Origin of the sequence: Oricola thermophila, from assembly GCF_013358405.1 — a bacterium.
Classification (GTDB): Bacteria; Pseudomonadota; Alphaproteobacteria; order Rhizobiales; family Rhizobiaceae; genus Oricola; species Oricola thermophila.
In genome coordinates, this window is sequence record NZ_CP054836.1 from 1,368,349 (window position 1) to 1,389,619 (window position 21,271).

At 64.6% G+C, this 21,271-nt stretch carries 22 protein-coding genes and 1 tRNA gene; 12 read left to right on the plus strand and 11 right to left on the minus strand.

Features of this window, described 5'->3' with window-relative positions:
- Positions 1-50: 50 nt before the first annotated feature.
- The 5 genes from HTY61_RS06605 to phnD form a co-directional block, all read right to left on the minus strand.
- Entirely contained in the window at positions 51-887 is an 837-nt protein-coding gene (locus HTY61_RS06605) for a universal stress protein (protein ID WP_175276042.1), read from the minus strand.
- Between the two features lie 240 nt (positions 888-1,127).
- Positions 1,128-1,952, minus strand: coding sequence for a phosphonate ABC transporter, permease protein PhnE (phnE, locus tag HTY61_RS06610; RefSeq protein ID WP_197945371.1), 825 nt, complete (start codon positions 1,950-1,952; stop codon positions 1,128-1,130).
- The gene (gene phnE / locus HTY61_RS06615; RefSeq protein ID WP_175276044.1) at positions 1,949-2,755 is read right to left on the minus strand and encodes a phosphonate ABC transporter, permease protein PhnE; all 807 of its coding nucleotides are present in this window, start codon (positions 2,753-2,755) and stop codon (positions 1,949-1,951) included. The genes phnE (HTY61_RS06610) and phnE (HTY61_RS06615) overlap by 4 nt, the downstream gene beginning before the upstream one ends.
- Positions 2,752-3,549, minus strand: coding sequence for a phosphonate ABC transporter ATP-binding protein (gene phnC, locus HTY61_RS06620; RefSeq protein WP_175276045.1), 798 nt, complete (start codon positions 3,547-3,549; stop codon positions 2,752-2,754). The genes phnE (HTY61_RS06615) and phnC overlap by 4 nt, the downstream gene beginning before the upstream one ends.
- A 73-nt stretch (positions 3,550-3,622) precedes the next feature.
- Complete coding sequence (gene phnD / locus HTY61_RS06625) at positions 3,623-4,627, minus strand: phosphate/phosphite/phosphonate ABC transporter substrate-binding protein (protein ID WP_175276046.1); 1,005 nt, start codon at positions 4,625-4,627, stop codon at positions 3,623-3,625.
- Between the two features lie 201 nt (positions 4,628-4,828).
- Between phnD and HTY61_RS06630 the strand changes: the two genes are divergently transcribed.
- Both HTY61_RS06630 and HTY61_RS06635 read left to right on the plus strand, forming a co-directional pair.
- Complete coding sequence (locus HTY61_RS06630; protein WP_343045217.1) at positions 4,829-5,650, plus strand: HAD-IIB family hydrolase; 822 nt, start codon at positions 4,829-4,831, stop codon at positions 5,648-5,650.
- Positions 5,650-6,441: a DeoR/GlpR family DNA-binding transcription regulator gene (locus tag HTY61_RS06635; RefSeq protein WP_175276047.1), complete on the plus strand. Its 792-nt coding sequence runs from the start codon at positions 5,650-5,652 to the stop codon at positions 6,439-6,441. The genes HTY61_RS06630 and HTY61_RS06635 overlap by 1 nt, the downstream gene beginning before the upstream one ends.
- 414 nt (positions 6,442-6,855) lie before the next feature.
- Here HTY61_RS06635 and HTY61_RS06640 read toward each other — a convergent pair whose 3' ends face one another.
- The 3 genes from HTY61_RS06640 to HTY61_RS06650 form a co-directional block, all read right to left on the minus strand.
- Positions 6,856-7,203: an HPF/RaiA family ribosome-associated protein gene (locus HTY61_RS06640; RefSeq protein WP_175276048.1), complete on the minus strand. Its 348-nt coding sequence runs from the start codon at positions 7,201-7,203 to the stop codon at positions 6,856-6,858.
- Between the two features lie 236 nt (positions 7,204-7,439).
- Positions 7,440-8,162 (minus strand): site-specific integrase, encoded by a 723-nt coding sequence (locus HTY61_RS06645; protein ID WP_175276049.1) that lies wholly within the window; start codon positions 8,160-8,162, stop codon positions 7,440-7,442.
- A gap of 1,095 nt (positions 8,163-9,257) precedes the next feature.
- Positions 9,258-9,347 (minus strand) — tRNA-Ser (locus tag HTY61_RS06650).
- Positions 9,348-9,648: 301 nt separating this feature from the next.
- On the opposite strand from HTY61_RS06650, the gene HTY61_RS06655 reads away from it, so the two are divergent.
- The 8 genes from HTY61_RS06655 to HTY61_RS06690 all read left to right on the plus strand — a co-directional run bounded on the left by HTY61_RS06655 (position 9,649) and on the right by HTY61_RS06690 (position 17,367).
- The gene (locus HTY61_RS06655) at positions 9,649-10,560 is read left to right on the plus strand and encodes a septal ring lytic transglycosylase RlpA family protein (protein WP_246272955.1); all 912 of its coding nucleotides are present in this window, start codon (positions 9,649-9,651) and stop codon (positions 10,558-10,560) included.
- Between the two features lie 104 nt (positions 10,561-10,664).
- Complete coding sequence (locus tag HTY61_RS06660) at positions 10,665-11,834, plus strand: D-alanyl-D-alanine carboxypeptidase family protein (RefSeq protein WP_175276051.1); 1,170 nt, start codon at positions 10,665-10,667, stop codon at positions 11,832-11,834.
- Positions 11,821-12,558, plus strand: a complete 738-nt coding sequence (tmk, locus tag HTY61_RS06665) for a dTMP kinase (RefSeq protein ID WP_175276052.1) — start codon at positions 11,821-11,823, stop codon at positions 12,556-12,558. The genes HTY61_RS06660 and tmk overlap by 14 nt, the downstream gene beginning before the upstream one ends.
- Before the next feature lie 7 nt (positions 12,559-12,565).
- Positions 12,566-13,627 carry a DNA polymerase III subunit delta' gene (locus HTY61_RS06670; protein WP_175276053.1) on the plus strand — a complete coding sequence of 354 codons (1,062 nt, stop codon included), beginning with the start codon at positions 12,566-12,568 and terminating at the stop codon, positions 13,625-13,627.
- 85 nt (positions 13,628-13,712) lie between these two features.
- Positions 13,713-15,257: a methionine--tRNA ligase gene (gene metG, locus HTY61_RS06675; RefSeq protein WP_175276054.1), complete on the plus strand. Its 1,545-nt coding sequence runs from the start codon at positions 13,713-13,715 to the stop codon at positions 15,255-15,257.
- Positions 15,258-15,261: 4 nt separating this feature from the next.
- On the plus strand, positions 15,262-16,053 hold the full coding sequence (locus HTY61_RS06680) for a TatD family hydrolase (RefSeq protein WP_175276055.1): 792 nt from the start codon (positions 15,262-15,264) through the stop codon (positions 16,051-16,053).
- A complete protein-coding gene (locus tag HTY61_RS06685) occupies positions 16,046-16,870 on the plus strand; it encodes an MBL fold metallo-hydrolase (protein WP_175276056.1) in 825 nt (274 codons plus the stop codon). Before HTY61_RS06680 ends, HTY61_RS06685 begins: the two co-directional genes overlap by 8 nt.
- Complete coding sequence (locus HTY61_RS06690) at positions 16,867-17,367, plus strand: YbaK/EbsC family protein (RefSeq protein WP_175276057.1); 501 nt, start codon at positions 16,867-16,869, stop codon at positions 17,365-17,367. Before HTY61_RS06685 ends, HTY61_RS06690 begins: the two co-directional genes overlap by 4 nt.
- A 160-nt stretch (positions 17,368-17,527) precedes the next feature.
- Here the strand turns inward: HTY61_RS06690 and HTY61_RS06695 are convergent, their stop codons facing one another.
- Together HTY61_RS06695 and HTY61_RS06700 are read right to left on the minus strand one after the other, a co-directional pair.
- Positions 17,528-18,415, minus strand: coding sequence for an RNA polymerase sigma-70 factor (locus HTY61_RS06695; RefSeq protein WP_175276058.1), 888 nt, complete (start codon positions 18,413-18,415; stop codon positions 17,528-17,530).
- Positions 18,416-18,425: 10 nt separating this feature from the next.
- Positions 18,426-19,562, minus strand: a complete 1,137-nt coding sequence (locus HTY61_RS06700; RefSeq protein WP_175276059.1) for an NAD(P)/FAD-dependent oxidoreductase — start codon at positions 19,560-19,562, stop codon at positions 18,426-18,428.
- A gap of 131 nt (positions 19,563-19,693) precedes the next feature.
- On the opposite strand from HTY61_RS06700, the gene mazG reads away from it, so the two are divergent.
- Positions 19,694-20,551, plus strand: a complete 858-nt coding sequence (gene mazG, locus HTY61_RS06705) for a nucleoside triphosphate pyrophosphohydrolase (protein ID WP_175276060.1) — start codon at positions 19,694-19,696, stop codon at positions 20,549-20,551.
- 65 nt (positions 20,552-20,616) lie between these two features.
- A complete protein-coding gene (locus HTY61_RS06710) occupies positions 20,617-20,835 on the plus strand; it encodes an alkylphosphonate utilization protein (protein WP_175276061.1) in 219 nt (72 codons plus the stop codon).
- A gap of 88 nt (positions 20,836-20,923) precedes the next feature.
- On the opposite strand, the gene HTY61_RS06715 is transcribed toward HTY61_RS06710, so the two are convergent.
- Positions 20,924-21,079 carry a hypothetical protein gene (locus tag HTY61_RS06715; protein ID WP_175276062.1) on the minus strand — a complete coding sequence of 52 codons (156 nt, stop codon included), beginning with the start codon at positions 21,077-21,079 and terminating at the stop codon, positions 20,924-20,926.
- Positions 21,080-21,271 lie beyond the last annotated feature (192 nt).

Here is a 21,271-nt window from a genome sequence, read left to right on the forward strand (position 1 = left end):
AAACCGCTGCCGTCCCGCTGGCGCGCCGGTTGTCGCGGCCTGATGCTCTCTCAGTGCGACATTAGCACCGGAATTTGTTCATTGGCGAGCAAGTCGCGGGTGGCACCGCCGAACAGGAATTCCCTGATCCGCGAGTGTCCGTAGGCGCCGGCGACCAGCAATCCGGCATCTACATCGCCCGCATGCTGCAACAGCGTGTCGGACACGCTGCGTCCGCCCGAGGCAAGTACGTCCACCGTCACCCTTATGTCATGGCGGGCAAGGTATGCAGCGATGTCCGCACCCGGCTCCTCGCCCTGTCCGAATTCCGAGGCGAGGGGATCGACCAGGACGATATTTACCTGCTCCGCCTCCTTCAGCGTGTCGAGCGCAGCATGCACGGCGCGCGCGGATTCCTTCGTCGCGTTCCAGCCAACGAGGACGCGCTTTGGCTTGAGCGCGGCCTTCACGCCCTTCGGCAGGTAGAGGAACGGGCGGGCGCTCTGATAGATCAGCCCCTCCAAGATCTTCTTCGCAAGCCGGGGATCCATCCCGTCGTCATGCCGGACCAGACCGATATCGGTATAGCGTGCCCGCATGCCAACGATATCGGCGATCTGTCCTTCCTCGCTGAAATAGGGCGCGACATCGCCCGAGATGCCGGCCTTCTTGAGGACTGCTTCAATTTCGGTCGCCTTCTCGACGGCGGCCACGCGGCCCTTCTCCCGCTCCTCGGACCATGTTTCGGCCGGAACCGCCCCATAGGCCGTCGTGGCGGCGGGCAGGGCGATACCGACGACCAGCACGGCCAGGTGACAGCCAGCTTCGCCGCACAGCGCGATCGCGTCCTTGACGCTATCAGCCGGTTGTTCACTATCGACAACGGTCAGCAATGTCTTCGGAAACATGTCAGTCAGCCTTTCTTCGCCAAGTCCGGCGCGAGCCAACTCGCCCGGACAGTAGAACGAGTCTGTCAGGACACGGGCGATGTGGCTTTGATGTTGGTCAATGGCACCACGCTTGGCGAAAGCGTGGTGGAAGAACCCGCACGGCAGGTATGGCGTAACGACGGATTCCGGTTCGCCGCTGGCCGCAACGCCGCCTTTGGCTGTGTCCGGGCGACTAGCGGGCGCGCTGGCTGCTGTTCGTCAGATAACCTTCTTGCGCAGCCAGGCGGCCACAGCTTCGCCGGCAATGACCAGCGCGATGATGGCCAGAAGAATGGTCGCGACGGTCTGCCATGCGAACGTGTCTATGGCACCCTGCAGGATGAGACCGATACCGCCGGCGCCCACCAGACCGAGAACCGTCGACTCGCGCAGGTTGATATCCCATCGCAGGATGGAAACCGCGAAGAATGTCGGAATTACCTGCGGTATGACGCCGTACAGCAGCACTTTCGTCCGCGTCGCCCCGGTCGCCTCCAACGCCTCGATCGGCGCGCGGTCAATCTCCTCGATCGCTTCGCCGATGAGCTTGCCGAGGAATCCCAACGAGCGGAAGATGATCGCCAGGATGCCGGCAATGACGCCCGGGCCGAAAATCGCCACGAACAACAGCGCCCAGACGATGGTGTTCACCGACCGGCTGGATACGAGGATGAATCGTCCAAGCCACAACGTCACACGGTTCGGCGTTGTGTTCTGGGCCGCAATCAGTGCGACGGGGAGGGACAGGAACACCGCAAAGAAAGTGGCGATCGTTGCTATGTTCACGGTCTCGATCAGGGCCGTCAGGATACCCTTCCACTGCGAAGTGTCAGGCGGCACCATTCTGCGGAACAGATCGCCCATCTGCTGTGGCGCATCCCAGAGCCACGGCCAGAATATGTCGATGGTGGAGAGCGACCACACGGTCGCCGCGACAACGAGCAGGAAGCCGGCGAACCGCCCCCAGCGTTGCCGGGGCGTGTGGCGATTCCATGCGCGGTGGGCGACTGCGTCGGGTCCGCTTGTCTGGCTGCCGGTCGTCACCAAAGGGCCCTCCGTATCTGGCCGCTCACGGCCTCGCTGACAAGGACGACGCCGATGATGCACAGGGTGATTGCAAGCGCGAAATCGTAGTCATAACGGCCGAAGGCATTCATCAGCGTGCCGCCGATGCCGCCCGCGCCGACAATCCCCACGATCGCCGAAGCGCGCAGGTTGCTGTCGAGCTGGTAAATCGTCAGTCCGATCTGGCGCGGCATGATCTGCGGCAGCACGGCATATTGCAGCGTGACCAGCGTACCAGCGCCAGCCGCCCTCAATGCCTCCACCTGTCCCCAGTCGATTTCCTCGATGCGCTCGGCGAGCATCTTGGCGACGAACCCAATGGAGTAGATTGTCAGGGTCAGTATCCCGGCCAGCGGCCCGAAGCCGACCGCCTTGACGAACAGGATCGCGACGATGACCGGATGGAAACTGCGCGCGATGATGATGATCGCGCGCCCGATGGCGTAAATGGGGGCGGGCGAGATATTGCGCGCGGCCATGAAAGCCACCGGCACGCTCAGCCCGACGCCGGCAAGGGGGGCCACAATGGCGATCTTGATACTCTCGGAGAAACCCGAGATCAGCAGGCCTGAACGCTCGAAGCTCGGCGGGAAGGCGTTGTTGAATATCCGCGCGGCTCGCGGCAAACCTTCGCGCACACGCTCCCAGTCGAATGGCAGCGTCGACGTCGCCCAGACGATGTAGACGCCAATTCCGACGATCAGCCCCCAGCGCAGCCACGGATTCGCTATGAAGGGAGGCTTTCTCCAGGTTTTCCGGGTTATCGAGGTCGACGCCGTCATACCGCCTGCAGGTCCCCGACTGGCTCGACATGCTCGGCGTCTTCACGTTCCGCCGCCGGCACGCCGGCATAGATTTCGTCCATGGCCGCCTCGTTGAGGTCACTCGGCAGGCCGTCGAAGATAATGCGACCGAAACGCATGCCGACGATGCGCTGGGTGAATTCCCGCGCTTCGACCACGTTGTGGATGTTGATCAGCACCGGCAGCTTGAATTCCACGGCCAGCGATTGCAGCAGTTCCATGATCTGGCGCGATGTCTTCGGATCGAGCGACGCGGTGGGTTCGTCTGCCAACAGGATTTCCGGCTCCTGCATCAGCGCGCGCACGACACCGACGCGCTGACGCTCGCCGCCCGACAGTTCATCGGCCCGCTTGTTGGCATAATGCGCGATTCCGACGCGTTCCATCAGGTGGAATGCACGATCGATATCCTCCTGAGGATATCGCCGCATCGCCGCGCGCCAGAGTGGAATGTAGCCGAGGCGCCCCGACTGGACGTTTTCCATCACGGTCAGACGATCTACGAGGTTGAAGCCCTGGAAAATCATGCCGATGCGCCGCCGCGCACGACGGAGCTCTCCACGGTCGAGCTTCGTCAGGTCCAGGCCATTGAGTTCGATCTTGCCGGAGGTCGGCTCGACGAGACGGTTGATGCAGCGCAGCAGGGTGCTCTTGCCCGCGCCGGACGCGCCAATGATCGAAACCACGGCCTCGCCTTCCACCTCGAGATTGAGGTTACTCAGCACCAGTTTCTCGTTGCCGTAACGCTTGTCCAGGTTTGTGATCCTGAGCATGGGCGACCTCTGTGTAAGAGAGAAATGCACGGGGCATCGCCCCGTGCATGGACTTCTGTTCAGCTGTGCGAAATCACTTCAGGTTTTCCGGCGTGTAGACGACGCCGTTGGCCTTCTGGATGGTGCGGATCACGTTCCAATCCTTCTTGTAAGAGATCGGAATGAACTTCGTGACGCCCTTGAATTCCTCGCCGAGAGCGGTGCCCTTCATGTCGAAGGTGAAGAATGCTTCCTTGATCTTCTCCACGAGGTCGGGATGAAGGTTGTGGGCGTAGGTGTAGGACGTGGTCGGGAACGGTTCCGACTCGTACAGGATCTTCACGTCGGCCGGATCGTATAGATTGCGCTGCGCCATGCGTTCCACGACTTCCGATGCGACCGGAGCCGCGTCGTAGTCTCCGGCGACGACGCCCAGCATCGACTGGTCATGCGAGCCTGAATAGACCACTTCATAGTCCTGCTCCGGCACCAGTCCCAGTTCCGGAAAGAGCGCCCTCGGCGCCTGGTTGCCGGAGTTCGAGGTCGGCGACGTATGCGCGACGCGCTTGCCTTTCAGGTCCTCGATCGAGTCGATACCGCTGTCGACGCGCGTGTAAAGCTGCAGCGTGTATCCGAAACGACCGTCATCCGCGCCCATCAGCGCGAACGGAACAGCGCCGGCCAGGTTGACGGCGAAGGGCGTGGGACCAGTCGAAAAGCCCGCGATATGCAGGCGGCCGCTGCGCATGGCCTCGACCTCGGCCGAGTTCGACTGCACGGCAAAGAAATGGACGTTCCTTCCCGTTACCGCCTTCAGGTGATCGATGAAGGGCTGCCAGATGTCCTCGTAGATAGCGGGGTCTTCAACCGGCGTGTAGGCGAAGACCAGCGTATCTGGGTCGACTAGTTCCGACGGATCTGTTGGCGCATCGGCAACCAGATCGCCATCAGCGTCGCAATAAATGGGGTCCAGGTCGCCACGGTTCGGACAGTCGTCGGCACGGGCGTCGACAGTGCCGAGGAAGGCTGCAATAGCCGTGGCAGCGAGAAGCGGCGCGAATTTCAGGGAGCCAAGGCTCCTGGTGGTAAGCGTGAACATTTTTATCCTCCCGATTAGTTTGCCCGGATCGGCCGGTGTTGCAGACTTCTGGCTCGGTCCGTCGCATTTGACCTTACCGCCGGATTCTTGCATTACGCAACACGGAATCTGGCATATGCCACGCAAACTGCAAGATTGTTGTTGCAGGCGCAACACGAAAATTGCCAAACTCCGTGTGTTTGCACAGTCATGGGTTTTAGCGTGATCGATTCATCCTCGTTGATACGTCCCCTGTCAGAATTTCCGCTGCAGGAACGCAAGCGTATAAGCGCCGTACTTACCGATATCGACGACACGCTCACCGTGGACGGGCTACTGCCGGCGAAAGCCTATGCCGCGCTCGAACGGTTGAGTTCGGCGGGGCTTAAGGTGATCCCCGTCACCGGACGCCCCGCTGGCTGGTGCGATCTGATCGCCAGGCTCTGGCCGGTGGACGGCGTGGTGGGGGAAAACGGCGCATTCTACTTCCGATACGACCGAACCCGCCGGCAGATGATCCGTCGCTACCAGCAAGCCACGGCCACCCGGGAAGAGAATCGTCGCAAATTGCGGCGTATAGAACAATGCGTGCTGGAGGCCGTGCCCGGCTGCCGCATCGCCGCCGACCAGCACTACCGGGAAGCCGATCTCGCGGTGGATTTCGCCGAGGACGTCCCCCGCCTGTCCGACGAAGCGATTGCCGATATCGTGCGACTGTTCGAGGAGCATGGCGCCTGTGCCAAGGTTTCTTCGATCCACGTCAACGGATGGTTTGGCGAATACGACAAGCTCGGCATGGCGCGCCGCCTGCTATCGGAGGAGTTCGGCATCGAAACCGAAACGCCCGAGCAGAACGCGCGGGTCGCCTTTGTCGGAGACTCCCCGAACGACGAACCGATGTTCGACTTCTTCACCAATTCTGTCGGAGTTGCCAACTTCGCCGCCTTCGCCGAGCAGGCCGTCCATCCGCCGCGCTGGATCACCGACGGGGAGGGCGGTCATGGTTTCCAGGAATTCGCGGAATGCCTGCTGGAGGCACGATGATGAGTCACAAACTGCGCAAGGACGAACGGCAGACCCGCATACTCGAAGAACTGCGGGGAACGCCCCATGTCCGGATTTCGACGCTGGCCGACAAATTCGACGTCACCACGGAGACCATTCGGCGCGATCTTGATGCCCTGAGCGCCAAGGGGCTGGTCGACCGCGCCTATGGCGGAGCCTCGGCCCGACCCATGGGCGTACAACCTTCCGCCTATGAACGCCGCGCGGAGCACGTCGAGGAGCGGTCGCGGATCGGCGCGGCGGCTGCGGCCCTGCTGGAGCCCGGCGAGGTTCTGATGATCGATGCGGGCTCGACGACCGCCGAACTGGCCCAGCGGCTCATCCATGCGGGCCTGAGCCTGACGATCGTCACTAATTGCTACCAGGTCGCGACCGCGCTTGTCGCCGGCGATACAAGGGTTGTCGTGTGCCCCGGCGAATTCGACGGCCGAGAAGCGGCCGTGTTCGGCACAGACACCGTGGACTTCCTGAGGCGCTTCCATGCCAACAAGACCTTCATCGGCGCGAGCGGTGTCGCCGCCGACGGTTTCAGCGACGTCAACCGTAGCGCCGTCTCGATCAAGCGCACCATGATCGAACGCGCGGACGAGGCATGGCTTCTGGCCGACCACAGCAAGTTCGACGCCCGGCTGCTCGAGGTGGTCGCACCGCTCGGTGCGCTCACCGGCATCGTATGCGACAGGGAGCCGACAGGAGCACTGCGCTCGGCCATCGACCGGAACGGGCTGCGGCTCGTCGTGGCTGACAAGGAAGCATCAGACGACGCGTGAGTGCTACCCCGCAAACGGTGGCCGGAAGGCTTGACGCAGCGCGAAAGGCAGGTGACCAACTGGCAGGTGTAGGAACGAGACTGGCCGTGATCGACGTCGCCCCGGCTGGCGAGCCTCTACCCGCGCTTCCCTCTGCGTCCTGGCAGGCTGCGCTCTCGGCGATTTTCAGCTGCGTCCGGGCCAATGCCCAGTCCTGTTCCCCCGCTCGTCTTGCCCGTTGAGCCGCCAAGATCGAAACCAGGCCGATCGACAGCGACGGGTTCTGGCGAACCGTCGGTTGCCTTGTTTCCGGTATTTTCCTGATCGTGCTTACTTTTGGGCCCATGCTTCGCGGCTGGCGTCTTGGATCGTTTCTCAACCATGATCGTGTTCTTCCTGGTTCGTTGATTGGCGTATCGGTCGGCAGTCGATCTGCTACAGATCGCCGGTCCGTATAGTGGCACCACCCTTCACCTCATTGAGCCTGCCGAGGGTCGTCTCCAGAGCGCGGTGCAGCTTCTTGGCGGCGCCCGAATAGGCGCCCTCAAGCGTGGCGGCACATTCGCTGACCGCCTCCGGCTGACGCCCCTCCAAGCGCGCTTCGATCAAGCAACGTTTGTCGGAACCGCCGGACTTGCTCCCGTCCTCGTCGCTGAGATGCACTTCAATACGGGTGATGTGTTGACTGTAGCGATCCAGCCGGGCGTGGATCTCGGCTGACACCCGGGCGGACAGGGCTTTTCCGCCTTCCACGTTTTCGTCGGTGTTGACCTGTATTTGCATGGCGAACTCCCTTTCTCGTACCACCGCCCAGCGCGGAGAAACCGAAGAAGGGAGAGGCCGAATAATGTGACTGACTCAAGCCCAAGCGAACTAAGATCGACCGGCTTGCGGTCATCTATACCGTAGCACAGTTTTGGCCAGAGACTCACTGATCACAAATGCAATAATACCTCGACCTGATGACGGCACCTGAATTGATCCCCGCGGCTCGGGTGCGTGGCTCGAATGTCCATCGTTCAATCAGCTGGTACGCAAAAGGCTGGCATGCAAGGTGCGATATCGGGCAGGCGATGCGTAGGCTGCGAACAACTGCCCGCCCTTCGCCGTTTCCGTCTCGCCTCGACAAGTCGCTCCGCCCGTTCGAACTCCGGCGTACCCGGGATCAGCAGATGTTCGTGGTAGTCGAGCATCAGGTTCTTTTCTTCGTCGGTATGCATGACCCTGGCGAGGATTCGCCTGAAGATGTCATCGCGCTGATCGTCGGTCATCTTGGCATAGTGATCCTCGGTTATCTGCCCCCCCTCATGTCCGAGATTGTGCGACCAGGCCTTTCGCTCGGCCGCAGCTCGGCAGAAATCGTCACGAATCGCGCGGAGATAATGCCTGGCGGAATGAGGATTGTAGTAGGAAAGGTCTGCATGGTCGCAGACCCGGCGAAAAGCCCGTCTGACCGGCGCATCGGTTTTCCACGGTTCGATCGGCTCTCTTGACGACAGAGCGAGCATCCATGGTGCATTGAGTGCCGTATCGGGCGGGAAGAGGGAATCTTCCGGACCACAGCCCAGTTGAACGAGCTCGATCACCCACTCCCGGAACACCTCGAAGGCGCGTCCATCTGTCGGAAACCGGCGCGTGGTCTGGCTCTTGCCATTCTTGACGCGCGACTCGCCGAAATTCCGGTCCACAGCGGTGATGAGACGGCTCGCCTCCACGGACAGGGAAAGCGTCCTCGCAGCCAAGCGTTCCTGCACGATGCCGGATATTCAACCGCCCCGGATCGACCGGGGATGCAGCGATGCAAATGCTGCTGCATCCCGAGCCTCACAAGGAGACTCTACCGATCGTTTCGGCAAGTTGGCCTCACATGGTGGTACCAAACACCTCTGCGCAGCGTGACATGCTGAACCGAGCGCCAACGGTATCGTTTGTAACATTGATATTCTGGATGACGCCGGAAGGATTCGCGGTAATCTGGACCTCGCAATAGAGTTGCATTTCCCTATGCGTCGGTGCCGATTGCCGGGTATTCGGCAGATCGATGCTGAATCGCGTCGTCGTGCTGCTAGTCCGCGTAACCGTGGTATTTGCATCCGGATGCGAGACAGTTGTCCTGCTCCGGGTGTGCTCTCTTGACGCCAAGGGACTACTCTGCCCAGCATCCCGCTGCGTATTCAAATTGACGACTTTGGTCGTCTGTCCTCCCCGCCACGTATAGAGCGTCGATCCGTCGGAAAGAGCATAGGAACGCAGAGGAGGCCCGTATTCGCTGAAGAACTCATCTGCGTGTCTGCCGATCCAGCTGTGCTGTATTGCCCGGCTTGCATCTTGAGTCGTTGTGCAAGCTGACAGAAAAATGGCTGCTCCCAGTGCTATTGCCTGCTTGAACATCATTCTCGGCCTCTTTGATGACAGGTCGTCGATGCAGTCGCTACCCACAACAAAAAACCGGTGGCGTTTGTACCAATGCGCCCACTGAAAACAACCGGACAGAAACGATGATCAACAAGCTGAATTCCGGAAATGTCCTGGAAGCCCGACGCTTCCGGAAACCGGCGACCCGACCCGGCTTCTGATCCGTTTCAGGCAATGGTATTTCGGAGGCCATCGCGTGTGGGGCCCGCTTCCTCCGGATGTTGTCGAGAATCTATTGCGGAAACCGGCATGATGCCTGTCTCCCGTTCCGACCGTGCCGGGATGCCTCCGTCGGCGTTCCGCAATCATTGACGGAATGCAACCGCGCCATGTCTGTGAAATTGGTCCAGTCGCTGCACCTATGCTCAACAAGTCAGGCTCGTCCTCGGCAACAAGCCTCGACATCAACGCGACGGGGATCATGGCGGAGAGGGTGGGATTCGAACCCACGGTACGGTCGCCCGCACGCCGGTTTTCAAGACCGGTGCCTTAAACCGCTCGGCCACCTCTCCGTCGACGGCCTATTCGCATGAATCGGCTGAACCGTGCAACCGTCAAAACACGGTTCCCGCGCCCGGCCGGCGGGGCAGGGGCCTCCGCGCGGATAGCCGCCCCGGCCGGCGCGGGCCGAGAGGAAACGCCAATTCCCGGGGGTGCACGGTTAACCGAAAGTCAAAGCGCCCGCGATAGCATTTGAACACCATCCCGTCCGGGATTGGCTGAAACGGTGAATTTGTGTATTGCGTGCCCGTTATGCGTTGTTTGCGGACCTCCCGGCCGGTATCGGCCTTCCTTGGCCTCTCGATAGTCGGCATGTTCCTGTCGGCCTGCTCGGTCTCCGATCCCAAGATCGGCGTCGGGAGCGGCTTCTATGCGGCCAATGGCGAGACCGCGGGGCCCGAATACTTTCCGGCAAAGGCGGTCGGCGTGGAGGCAAGCCCGCGCGTGGCGATGGGGCCGCGGCTGCCGCGCGGCGGCGGCACCGAGAAGATCGGCTCGCCCTACACGGTGCGCGGCCGCACATACTACCCGACCGCAAACCCGAAGAAGGTGGAGACCGGCCTTGCGTCCTGGTACGGCGCCGCCTTTCACGGCCGCCTGACCGCCAATGGCGAAGTCTACGACATGAACCACCTGACGGCGGCCCACAAGACGATGCCGCTGCCGAGCTATGCCCGCGTCACCAACCTTGAGAACGGCCGTTCGCTGATCGTGCGCGTCAACGACCGGGGACCGTTCGCGCACGACCGCGTCATCGACCTGTCGAAACGCGCCGCGGACCTGCTGGGCTACTCCCGGGACGGAACGGCGAAAGTCAAGGTCGAGTATGCCGGCCGGGCGCCGCTGCATGGCCAGGACGATGCGTTCCTCCTCGCATCCGTGCGCGGCGTGCCGGGCTTTCCCGAGGCGGACCGCTTCGGCCAGCCCGCCTCGGGCATGCTGATGGCCATGAACGGGCCGACGCCGACATCACGACCGGTGCCGCCGCGTGCCGTCGGCGACATCACCGGAACGATACCGGCGCAGGCCGGCACAATGGTCGCGCCCGCCGACGCGGGAACCGGTGCAGTCGTCCTGCCGGCGGCTGTTCCCCTGCCGCCCGACCGGCCTGCCGTCCCGCTCGAGGGCGTGAGCATTTCAGCCTATGCCTCCTCGCGCGTGGCTGCGGCGTTCCGCGACATGCCCTTCTTTGCATCCGCCGCGCCCGGCTGGAAAACGCGCTGACCTGCAACCATCTGTGCCGCAATGGTACAGAATCTTGCTGCGCCATTGCTTATCGGGGGCAGGATTTGCTAATCCGGTCGGCGTTCCGCAATCCGGATAGAACGATGAACGCTCGCGTTTCGCGCATTTCAGTCCTTCGTCTGCTCCTGGCCGTCGCGCTCGTCCTTGCGTACGCGTTGCCGACCGCCGCGCAATTGTACGAAACCCGTGCCGGCCAGGCGCTCCTGCTGGACGGCGAGACCGGAACGGTCCTGTTCGCCAAGGACGCCGACAAGCCGGTGCCGCCGGCCTCGCTGGCAAAGCTGATGACCATGGAGGTCGTCTTCCATGCGCTCAAGAGCGGCCGGCTGTCGCTGGACGACGAGTTTCTCGTAAGCGAGAACGCCTGGCGCACGGGCGGCGCGGTTTCTGGCGGTTCGACCATGTTCGCCGAGCTCAACTCCTCGATCCGCCTCGAGGACCTCATCAAGGGCGTGATCGTCCAGTCTGCCAATGACGGCTGCATAGTGATCGCCGAGGGCATGGCGGGCTCCGAGGAAAATTTTGCCCGGCTGATGACCGAGCGGGCCCGCAAGATCGGCCTGAAGAATTCCGTCTTCCGCAATTCCACCGGTCTGCCGCACCCGGAACAGAAGGTCACCATGCGTGACATGGCCCTGCTGGCGCGACACATCCAGACCGAGTATCCCGAGTACTACACCTACTATTCCCTGCGGGAATTCACCTGGAACGGTATCCTGCAGCGCAACCGCAACCCGCTGCTGGCAATGGATATCGGCGCGGACGGCCTGAAGACCGGCTTCACCGAGGAGTCGGGCTACGCGATCGTCGGCTCGGTGAAGCGCGACGGCCGCCGCCTGATCGTTGCCATGAGCGGCCTGCCGGACCAGCGCGCCCGCGCGGAAGAGGCCCGCAAGATGCTCGACTGGGGCGTGCGCGCCTTCGAGACCTACAAGATATTCGAAAAGGGCGAGGAAATCGGCAATGTCCGCCTCTATGGCGGCGAGCAGTTCACCGTCCCGGTCACCGTCAAGGAGGACCTGGAAATCCTGCTCCCGATCACCGGACGCGATCGCATGAAGGCGCGCGTCGTCTATATCGGCCCCGTGATGGCGCCCGTCGAGGAGGGGGCCCCGATCGCGAAACTGGAGGTAACGGTCGGCGACGACCTGACCCAGGAGACGCCGCTCTATGCCGCGCAAAGCGTCGGCAAGGGGCCGATCCACCGCCAGGCATTCGATGCGTTGACGGAGCTGTTGCTTGGCTGGCTCTGAGGCGGCAGGTCCGGAAGCCCGTCGGCGCGGCCTGTTCATCACCTTCGAGGGCGGCGACGGGACCGGCAAGTCCACGCAGATCGCGCGCCTGGCAGAACGCCTGCGCGGCACGGGCCACGCCGTCACCGTTTCGCGCGAACCCGGCGGAACGCCCGGCGCGGAAGCGGTGCGTCACGTCGTCCTCGACACCTCCGCCGCCGAACCGTTCGGCCCGTATTTCGAGGCCATGCTGTTCGCCGCCGCGCGCAACGACCATGTCGAGCAGAAGATCAGGCCGGCGCTTCGGGACGGTCACATCGTGCTGGTCGACCGTTTCATGGACTCCACCCGCGTCTACCAGGGGGTCAGTGCCGATCTCGACCCGGACTTCCTGCAGGCGCTGGAGCGCGTCGCCATCGCCGGCGTCGTGCCGGACCTGACGATCATACTCGACCTGCCGCCGGAAGAAGGCCTGAAGCGGGCCCATGCGCGCCGCGATCCCGACGCGCCTGCGGACCGGTTCGAGAAGGAGGATATCGCTGCCCACGAAATCCGCCGCAATGCCTTTCTGGACATCGCTCGGCGCGAGCCGGATCGCTGCCGTGTCGTCGATGCCTCGGGCGATCCCGATGCGGTGGCCGAACGGGTCTGGGCGGTTGTGCGCGACGCTGTCGAGGCGGCGGACCTGCAGGTGGCGGAAACGCACGCGGGCGCGGCGACCGGCGGCCGCGGAATGCCGGATTAGGCGAGCCATGGACGAGTACGAAGTACCGGAAACCCACGACACGCTGGAAGGCATCACGCCGCCGCAGCTCACGCTCCACCTGCGCGGCCATGTAGCCGAACGCGCCTTCCTCGCCGATGCGCTTGCGCGCGGCAAGCTGCACCATGCGCTGATTTTCGAGGGTGAGCGCGGCATCGGCAAGGCGACGGCAGCCTTCCATCTCGCCAACGCGCTTCTTTCCGGCAACGTGGCGCCGGGCGAGGGCACATTGCCCGCCCCGGACCCCGGATCGCCCGTGTTCCGCCAGATCGTCCAGGGGTCGCATCCCGGCCTGCTCTACCTGACCCGGCCGAGGAACGACCAGGGAACCGGTTTCAAGCAGGCGATCACTGTCGACGAGATCCGCCGCCTGCAGCGTTTCTTCGGCATGACCGCGGCCGGCCACGATTCCTGGCGCGTCGTCATCGTCGATCCGGCCAACGATCTCAACCGAAACGCCGCCAATGCACTCCTCAAGCTGCTGGAGGAGCCCCCGCCGCGCTCGGTGTTCATCCTTCTCGCGCACGGAACCGGCGGCCTGCTGCCCACCATCCGCTCGCGCTGCCAGGTCCTGAAGTTCGCGCCTCTCGCCGACGGGGATATCGCTGCCATCGTGTCGGACCAGCTCGGTCCGGCCGCGGACGCCGCGATGCTCGACCGCGTTGCCGCGCTGGGCGGCGGCAGCGCACGCCGTGCCCTGCTGTTTGCCCGCTTCGGCGGGCTCGAATTGCAGGAGGCGCTCGAAGCCTATCTCGAAGCGCCGCAGCCGGACGTCGCCAAGGCCCACAAGCTGGCGGACGTCGCCGGCAACCGCAAGAGCGAAATCCACCGCGACATCCTGCGCGAACTCGTTCTCGACCGCCTGCGCAGCGAGGCGACGCGGGCGGCGCGCCAGGGCAGGCTGCGCGAGGCAGAGCGCATCGCTTCCGCGGACATGGCGATTCAGGACCGTATGCGCATGGCGGATGCCTACAATCTCGACAGGAAACAGGACTTCCTGACCCTGCTGGCCGACCTGCACGATCTGCTCTCGGGAACACGAAGCGGCTGATTTTTCGTCCCTTCCGCCTTTTCTTTTCGCCGGGAAATCGGATAGAGCAGGGCCTCCTCCTGTTTCACATTCCGAATGGCTCCAGATGTCCGCCAAAGAACGCTTCTACATCACCACCGCGATTTCCTATCCGAACGGCGCGCCGCATATCGGCCATGCCTACGAGCTGATCGCCACGGACGCGATCGCCCGCTTCCAGCGCCTCGACGGCCGGGAGGTCTTCTTCCTCACCGGAACCGACGAGCACGGCATCAAGATGCTGCAGACCGCGCGCAAGGAAGGCATTCCGGTGCGCGAACTGGCGGACCGCAACACCGCCCGCTTCCAGGAGATGACCCGGGCACTTAACGCCTCCAATGACGATTTCATTCGCACAACCGAGCCGCGCCACTACGAGACGGTACAGGCGATCTGGAAGGCGATGGCGGAGAAGGGCGACATCTACAAGGATGCCTATGCCGGCTGGTACTCGGTGCGCGACGAAGCCTACTACGACGAGGACGAGACCGAAGTACGCGAGGACGGCGTCCGCTACGGCCCGCAGGGCACGCCCGTCGAGTGGGTCGAGGAGGAAAGCTACTTCTTCCGCCTGTCGAAATACCAGCAGGCTCTTCTCGATCACTACGAGAAAAACCCCGACTTCATCGGCCCCGAGACCCGCCGCAACGAGATCGTCTCCTTCGTCAGCCGCGGCCTCAAGGACCTGTCAGTGTCGCGGACGACCTTCGACTGGGGCGTGCCCGTCCCCGGGGACGAGAAACACGTGATGTATGTCTGGGTCGACGCGCTGACCAACTATCTCACTGCGACCGGCTGGCCGAACGGCGGTCCGCGCGAGAAGTTCTGGCCGGCGGACGTGCATGTCATCGGCAAGGACATCGTGCGCTTCCACGCGGTCTACTGGCCGGCATTCCTGATGTCGGCGGGCCTGCCTCTGCCGAAGCGCGTCTACGGCCACGGCTTCCTGTTCAACCGCGGCGAGAAAATGTCCAAATCGCTCGGCAATGTCGTCGATCCGTTCGAGATGGCCGAGCATTACGGCGTCGACCAGATGCGCTATTTCTTCCTGCGCGAGGTGCCGTTCGGCAATGACGGCAACTACAGCCACGAGGCGATCGTGACGCGCACCAATGCCGATCTCGCCAACGGCCTCGGCAATCTGGCGCAGCGTTCGCTTTCCATGATCGCCAAGCACTGCGAGGGCAGGGTGCCGGAACACGGAGCCTTCACGGAAGAGGACGAGGCGCTGCTGGCCACCGTCACCCCGGCGCTCGCCGCCGCCCGCGAGGCCATGGACCGGCAGGCGATCCACAAGGCGGTGGAGGCCACCTTCGAGATCGCCGCGGCCGGCGACCGCTACATCGACGCGCAGGCGCCATGGGCGCTGCGCAAGACCGATCCCGAGCGCATGAAGACGGTGCTCTACGTCGTCGCCGAGACGGTGCGGCGCATCGCCATCCTCGCCCAGCCCTACATCCCGGACTCCGCGGGCAAGCTGCTCGACCTGGTGGCCGCGCCGCAGGACGCGCGCGACTTCGCCGCGCTGGAGACCATGCTGGTGCCGGGCACGGAGCTGCCGGCGCCGACGGGCGTGTTCCCGCGCTACGTGGACAAGGAAGCGGACAGCTGATCCGATGACCGTTCTTGTCGACAGCCACTGCCACCTGGACTTCCCGGACTTCGCCGAGGAACGCGATGCAATCGTCGCCCGGGCGCGGGAGGCCGGCATCGTGCGCATGGTCACGATCTCGACCCGCGTGAAGATGTTCGACGGGATCCGCGCCATCGCGGAGGCCCATGACGACGTGTTCTGCTCCGTCGGCACCCACCCCCACAACGCCGACGAGGAGCTCGACGTCACCGCCGACGACCTGGTGCGGCTTGCGGAAGGCGAGAAGGTCGTGGCGATCGGCGAGGCCGGCCTCGACTATTTCTACGACAAGGCGCCACGCGAAGCGCAGGCGGAAGGCTTCCGCCGCCACATAGAGGCCGCGCGGCGCACCGGGCTGCCGCTGGTCATCCATGCCCGCTCCGCCGACGACGACATGGCTGCGATCCTGACCGAGGAAACGGGGAAGGGGGCCTTTCCCTTCGTCCTGCATTGCTTTTCATCAGGCCGCGCGCTGGCGGAGACCGGGATCGCGCTCGGCGGCTACGTTTCCTTTTCCGGCATCCTTACCTTCAACAAGTCGCAGGACATCCGCGACATCGCGAAGGACCTGCCGGCCGACCGCCTGCTCGTCGAGACCGACGCGCCCTATCTCGCGCCGCCGCCCCATCGAGGCAAGCGCAACGAGCCGTCCTACGTGGTCAATACCGCGCAGGTGCTGGCCGATGTCCGCGGCGTGACACTCGAAGAGATCGGCCGGACGACGACCGAAAACTTCTACCGCCTATTCTCGAAGGTGCCGCGCCACGATGGCTGACACCGGCAAGGCCACGATGCGTTTCACGGTCCTGGGCTGCGGCTCGTCGCCGGGCACGCCGCGGCTCAACGGCGACTGGGGCAACTGCAATCCGCACAATCCGCGCAACCGCCGTCTGCGCGCGTCGCTTCTGGTCGAACGCATCGCGGCGGACGGCACGCGAACCTGCGTCTGCATCGACACCGGGCCGGACTTCCGCCAGCAAATGCTCAACGCCGAGGTCCGCCAGCTCGACGGCGTCGTCTACACCCATCCCCATGCCGACCACATCCATGGCATAGACGACCTGCGCACATTCGTGCTGTGGCAGAAGCGACTGATGGATGTCTGGGCCGACGACGCGACCTACCGGCGGCTGGAGGAGGGGTTCGGCTACTGCTTCGAGACGCCGCCCGGCAGTTCCTATCCGCCAATCCTGAAACGTCATGCCATAGACCACGACAAGCCGTTCAACGTGCCGGGACCGGGCGGGGATATTGAGTTCCTGCCGCTCGTCCAGCGGCACGGCTCCATCCATTCGCTGGGGTTCCGCATCGGGAGCCTGGCCTATTGCTCGGACGTCAGCGCCTTCCCGGACGCGACGCTGGACAGGATGCGCAACCTCGACGTGCTGATCGTCGATGCGCTTCAATACCGCGAACATCCGAGCCACATGTCGCTGGAACAGGCGCTCGCCGTGATCACCGAGCTGGCGCCCAGGCGCGCATACCTGACCCACATGCACATTCCGCTCGACTACGTGACGGTGAAGAACGAGACGCCCGATCACGTCGACCCGGCCCATGACGGCCTTGTCATCGAACTGGAGGAGCGATGATGGAAACGGTGACACCGAAACCCGGATCGTCCATGGAGCGCGTCGCCAATGACGCGAAGCGGCTCGGCCTCGAAATCGAGCTGCGGGTGATGGACCAGTCGACGCGGACGGCCGAGGAAGCGGCGGCCGCATGCGGCTGCGAGGTCGGGCAGATCGTCAAGTCGCTGGTCTTCGAGAACGCCGATACCGGCGCGCTCGTCCTGTTGCTCGTTTCCGGGCGGCACAACGCTGATCTCGATTATATTTCAGAGCGATACGGGTTGAACTTGAAGCGATGTGACGGCCGCCGCGTGCGCGAGGAGACCGGCTTTGCCATCGGCGGTGTCTCTCCGCTCGGTCACAAGGCGCCGATCGCGACATGGATGGACGAGAGCCTGCTGGACTACGACACGGTCTGGGCGGCAGCCGGGCGACCGGATAGCGTCTTCCGTGTCGGGTCGCGGGCGCTGGCCGACACGATCGGGCCCGAGATCATCGCGGTGCGTGCCACCGATTAGCCGATCCGCGGCAGCTTGCTGCCATACGCACCAGTTCCATAATCCATCTTATGCGACAACTTCTTGGATGCCGCCGTGACGCGGGCCGGATGGCCGCCGCGCCGTGACGGCACTGCCCTTGCCCTGTACGGATCGAACATGCCAAGCGAGCATCGCCGCGCTAGCCGATGATGCCCGGCGGATCGGCCGGAAGCGCGGTTGCCACCGCCGCGAGCTTGTCCGGGTTCAGCACCGAGTCGATGGCGGCGATCCTGCCGCCGGCGACGCTGATCTGGATGACCGATACCGGCCGCCCATCCCGCGTCGCCACCACGGCCGGCCGGCCGTTGATGGCGCGGATGTCGAACGCCAGGCCGCCGGCCGCGTTGCGCGCCAGACCGATGAACAACCGCGAAACGGCGTCGGCGCCATGCACGGAGCGTCGCGCCGTACGGACCCGGCCGCCGCCGTCCGACCGCGCGACGACATCCGCCGACAGCAGCGCCACGAGCCCGTCGAGGTCCTGCGCCCGGCAGGCCGCCACGAAACCGTCGAGCAGACGCCGGTGCTCCCGCGGATCGGCGTCGAAGCGCGGCCGGTCCGCGCGCAACGCCCGCCCGGCGCGCATGTGAAGCTGCCGGCACGCCTCGGGACTGCGCTCCAGGATCGCGCCGACTTCCGCATGGGAATATCCGAACACCTCGTGCAGCAGGTAAGCCGCGCGCTCCGGCGGCGTCAGCCGCTCCAGCGCGACCAGGAAGGCGAAGGAGATCGCCTCGAACAGTTCCGCCGGCCCGTCGCCGGTCGGCAGCGGCTCGGGCAGCCATTCGCCGACATAGGTCTCGCGCCGGACCCGGGCGGATTTCAGGTGGTCGAGACACAGCCGCGTCACGGTGCGGACGAGATAGGCCTCGGGATCGTCCACCGCATCGCGCCGCGCGCCGTGCCAGCGCAGCCAGGCGTCCTGCACCATGTCCTCGGCCTCGCTGGCCGAGCCCAGCATGCGGTACGCGATGCCGAACAGGCGCGGCCTGATGCTGTCGAATTCCGGTTGCGTGGACGCGGCCATCGGTGGTCCCTCAATTCGCCCCTGCCTGCACCTGCCCCTCCGGAACGCGGGGCGCGTGCCCCGTGCGCATGCCCATGACGGTCGGCACGCCCCGCGATTCCAGCGCCAGCACCCGCCAGGTGAAGCGGCATATGAACTCCTTGTAGTGCGCGGCGAGCCTGCCCGTCCACACCGGCCCGACCGGCCGTCCCGCCCTGTCCGCCCACTGGATCAGCCCGTCGCGGCGGCCGAGGCTGACGCAGTAAAAGGCAAGGCGGAAGTCGAAGGCCCGCCCCGCCCGGCCCCGGCACTCGGCGGCGATGTTGTCGCCGGCTTGCGCGCCCATGGGCAACGCGCTCTTGCATCCCATGGGCAGAGCGTGCCCCGGATCATGCACCGGCACGGCGCAGTCGCCGACCGCATGGATCCGCGGGTCCGACACCGAGCGCAGAAGCGGATCGACAAGCACCCGGTCGTGCCCGTTCACCGCCAGGCCGGCGTCGCGACCGAGCGCCGGGATTTCGAATCCGGCCGCCGCCAGCGTCAGGTCGGCGCCCGGCACCGGCGCGTCGCCGCCGCAATGGACGCCCTCCTCCACGCGCACGCCGAGCCGGTCGAAGGCCGCCAGCAGATGGGTCCGCGCGGCGGGCGACCATCCCTGCCCCAGCGGCGAGCGGGTCAGCAGCGCGACATCGAGACCGGGATACGCCTCCTTGATCTCGGTGGCCGCCTCGATGCCGGTTAGCCCGCCGCCGATCACGGCGACCCGCGCGCCGTCCCGCATCTCCTTCAGCCGGGCGGCAATCGCCTCGCTTTCGCCGGGCGCCAGCACCGCCGCGCCGTCGCCGGTCCTCCTCGGCACCGATCCGAGCGCCAGCACGAGCCGGTCCCACGGCAGAGACCGCCCGTCCACACGCACGCTGCGCGCCCCGGAGTTGATCGCCTCAGCGCGGCCGACGACCAGCCCGACGCCGGCCCGTTCCAGCACCGGGCGGAGCGCGCGCCGCGCCGTTCCGCTCCCGGCCGCGACCTGGTGCAACCTGATGCGCTCGACAAAGCCATCGCTGTCGTTGACGAGGGTGATCCTGTTCCCCCTGCCCGCCTTGCGCGCCAGCCGCAGGGCGCAGGCCACGCCTGCATAGCCGCCGCCGATGATGACTATATCCATGGCATTCTCCTTTCCGTCTCTGCCCCAAGGACGAAACGGAAGGGCGAAACGTGACATTGCCACGCCGCTTTCTGTGGATGCGCGGGGATTGTCACGTTCCCGCCGCTGCGCATTCGCATAAGGATGTTCCCATGGAACCTTCCCGCGACATTTCCCGCCTGCTCGAGATCATGGCCCGGCTGCGCGACCCCGAGACCGGCTGCCCTTGGGACGTGGAACAGACCTTCGAGACGATCGTGCCCTACACGATCGAGGAGGCCTACGAGGTCGCCGACGCCATCGAGCGCGGCGACATGGTCGACCTGCCGGACGAGCTGGGCGACCTGCTTCTCCAGGTCGTGTTCCATGCGCGCATGGCCGAGGAGGCCGGCCATTTCGATTTCGGCGACGTGGTCGAGGCAATCACGAAAAAGATGATCCGTCGTCACCCCCACGTCTTTGGCGACGAGAGCGTGCGCGGCAGGAAGCTCGCCAAGGGCATGTGGGAGAAGATCAAGGCCGAGGAAAAGGCGGAAAAGGCGGCCCGTTATGCCGCGGCCCGCAAGGCCGCCGGCCAGTCGGAAGGGGAGCCCCCTTCCCTGCTGGACGACGTGCCGCGGGCCCTGCCCGCGCTGATCCGCGCCATCAAGCTGCAGCGCAAGGCCGCACGCGTCGGCTTCGACTGGGACACCGCGCCACCGATCCTCGACAAGATCGAGGAAGAGATCGGCGAGCTGCGCGAGGTGATGGAGTCCGGCGAGCAGGACAAGGTCCGCGAGGAATATGGCGACCTGCTCTTCGCGCTGGTCAATCTCGGCCGCCATCTCGACGTCGAACCGGAGGCCGCGCTGGAAGCCGCCAACCTGAAATTCTTCACCCGCTTCCGCTACATCGAAAAGGCGCTCGCCGCCGGAGGCCGTGACCCGGCCGCGGCCACGCTGGACGAGATGGAAGCGCTCTGGCAGCAGGCCAAGACCGCCGCACGGCCGGATGGCGGCGACTCCGGATAAATGCGCTTTCCCTTTGCCTCTCCGGGGGTTAAACGGACCGGGAAACCAATGAAAGGCTGTTTCCGATGAGCGAAGAGACCCGCGACACCAACGGCACGATCCTGGCCGACGGCGACAATGTCACGGTCATAAAGGATCTGAAGGTCAAGGGCACCTCCTCGACCATCAAGCGCGGCACCCTGGTCAAGGGCATCCGGCTGACCGGCAACCCGGACGAGGTCGAATGCCGCGTCGCCAAGATCAAGGGGCTGGTGCTGCGCACCGAATTCCTGAAAAAGGCCTGATTCCGCGACATCCTCCGCATTGCACGCAAGCGGTTCGCGCCAATCTTCGTGGCGGGCCGAACTTGGCTACGGTTCGCGGCCGAGCCGGCTACCTGTGACAGTGCACCTGGCCGGTCTTCCGGTTCATGTGGCAGCATTCCCCGGGAGGCGAGCTTTTCCGGCAGCCGCCACCATGGGCCTGGGCCGCCGGCATGGCAGCGACCAACGTGGAAATGACCGCCAGCGCGGCAAGTACATGTCTCATGCCTGGCTCCCCCTTTGCATGTCTGCAAGCTCCACTATCCGGCCATGACCGCCCGTCAGCAACAGTCGATCCTGGTTTGTACTTAACGAACAGATGTAACGCCGGATCGGTTCATACTATTGGATGCGCATGGTGCCCGGACGCCTCCTGCATCGTCTTGCGGAGGTCGAAGAACTCCACCCCACGGCGCCC

What these genes read in the sequence shown, in the direction of transcription:
- HTY61_RS06690 (WP_175276057.1), top strand. Translation starts at nt 16,867, where the DNA reads ATGATGGAAACGGTGACACCGAAACCCGGATCGTCCATGGAGCGCGTC.
- HTY61_RS06655 (WP_246272955.1), top strand. Translation starts at nt 9,649, where the DNA reads ATGTTCCTGTCGGCCTGCTCGGTCTCCGATCCCAAGATCGGCGTCGGG.
- HTY61_RS06640 (WP_175276048.1), bottom strand. Translation starts at nt 7,203, where the DNA reads ATGCAAATACAGGTCAACACCGACGAAAACGTGGAAGGCGGAAAAGCC.
- HTY61_RS06685 (WP_175276056.1), top strand. Translation starts at nt 16,046, where the DNA reads ATGGCTGACACCGGCAAGGCCACGATGCGTTTCACGGTCCTGGGCTGC.
- HTY61_RS06660 (WP_175276051.1), top strand. Translation starts at nt 10,665, where the DNA reads ATGAACGCTCGCGTTTCGCGCATTTCAGTCCTTCGTCTGCTCCTGGCC.
- HTY61_RS06635 (WP_175276047.1), top strand. Translation starts at nt 5,650, where the DNA reads ATGAGTCACAAACTGCGCAAGGACGAACGGCAGACCCGCATACTCGAA.
- mazG (WP_175276060.1), top strand. Translation starts at nt 19,694, where the DNA reads ATGGAACCTTCCCGCGACATTTCCCGCCTGCTCGAGATCATGGCCCGG.
- HTY61_RS06695 (WP_175276058.1), bottom strand. Translation starts at nt 18,415, where the DNA reads ATGGCCGCGTCCACGCAACCGGAATTCGACAGCATCAGGCCGCGCCTG.
- phnE (WP_175276044.1), bottom strand. Translation starts at nt 2,755, where the DNA reads ATGACGGCGTCGACCTCGATAACCCGGAAAACCTGGAGAAAGCCTCCC.
- HTY61_RS06710 (WP_175276061.1), top strand. Translation starts at nt 20,617, where the DNA reads ATGAGCGAAGAGACCCGCGACACCAACGGCACGATCCTGGCCGACGGC.
- HTY61_RS06605 (WP_175276042.1), bottom strand. Translation starts at nt 887, where the DNA reads ATGTTTCCGAAGACATTGCTGACCGTTGTCGATAGTGAACAACCGGCT.
- phnC (WP_175276045.1), bottom strand. Translation starts at nt 3,549, where the DNA reads ATGCTCAGGATCACAAACCTGGACAAGCGTTACGGCAACGAGAAACTG.
- HTY61_RS06680 (WP_175276055.1), top strand. Translation starts at nt 15,262, where the DNA reads ATGACCGTTCTTGTCGACAGCCACTGCCACCTGGACTTCCCGGACTTC.
- HTY61_RS06670 (WP_175276053.1), top strand. Translation starts at nt 12,566, where the DNA reads ATGGACGAGTACGAAGTACCGGAAACCCACGACACGCTGGAAGGCATC.
- HTY61_RS06700 (WP_175276059.1), bottom strand. Translation starts at nt 19,562, where the DNA reads ATGGATATAGTCATCATCGGCGGCGGCTATGCAGGCGTGGCCTGCGCC.
- HTY61_RS06715 (WP_175276062.1), bottom strand. Translation starts at nt 21,079, where the DNA reads ATGAGACATGTACTTGCCGCGCTGGCGGTCATTTCCACGTTGGTCGCT.
- metG (WP_175276054.1), top strand. Translation starts at nt 13,713, where the DNA reads ATGTCCGCCAAAGAACGCTTCTACATCACCACCGCGATTTCCTATCCG.
- phnD (WP_175276046.1), bottom strand. Translation starts at nt 4,627, where the DNA reads ATGTTCACGCTTACCACCAGGAGCCTTGGCTCCCTGAAATTCGCGCCG.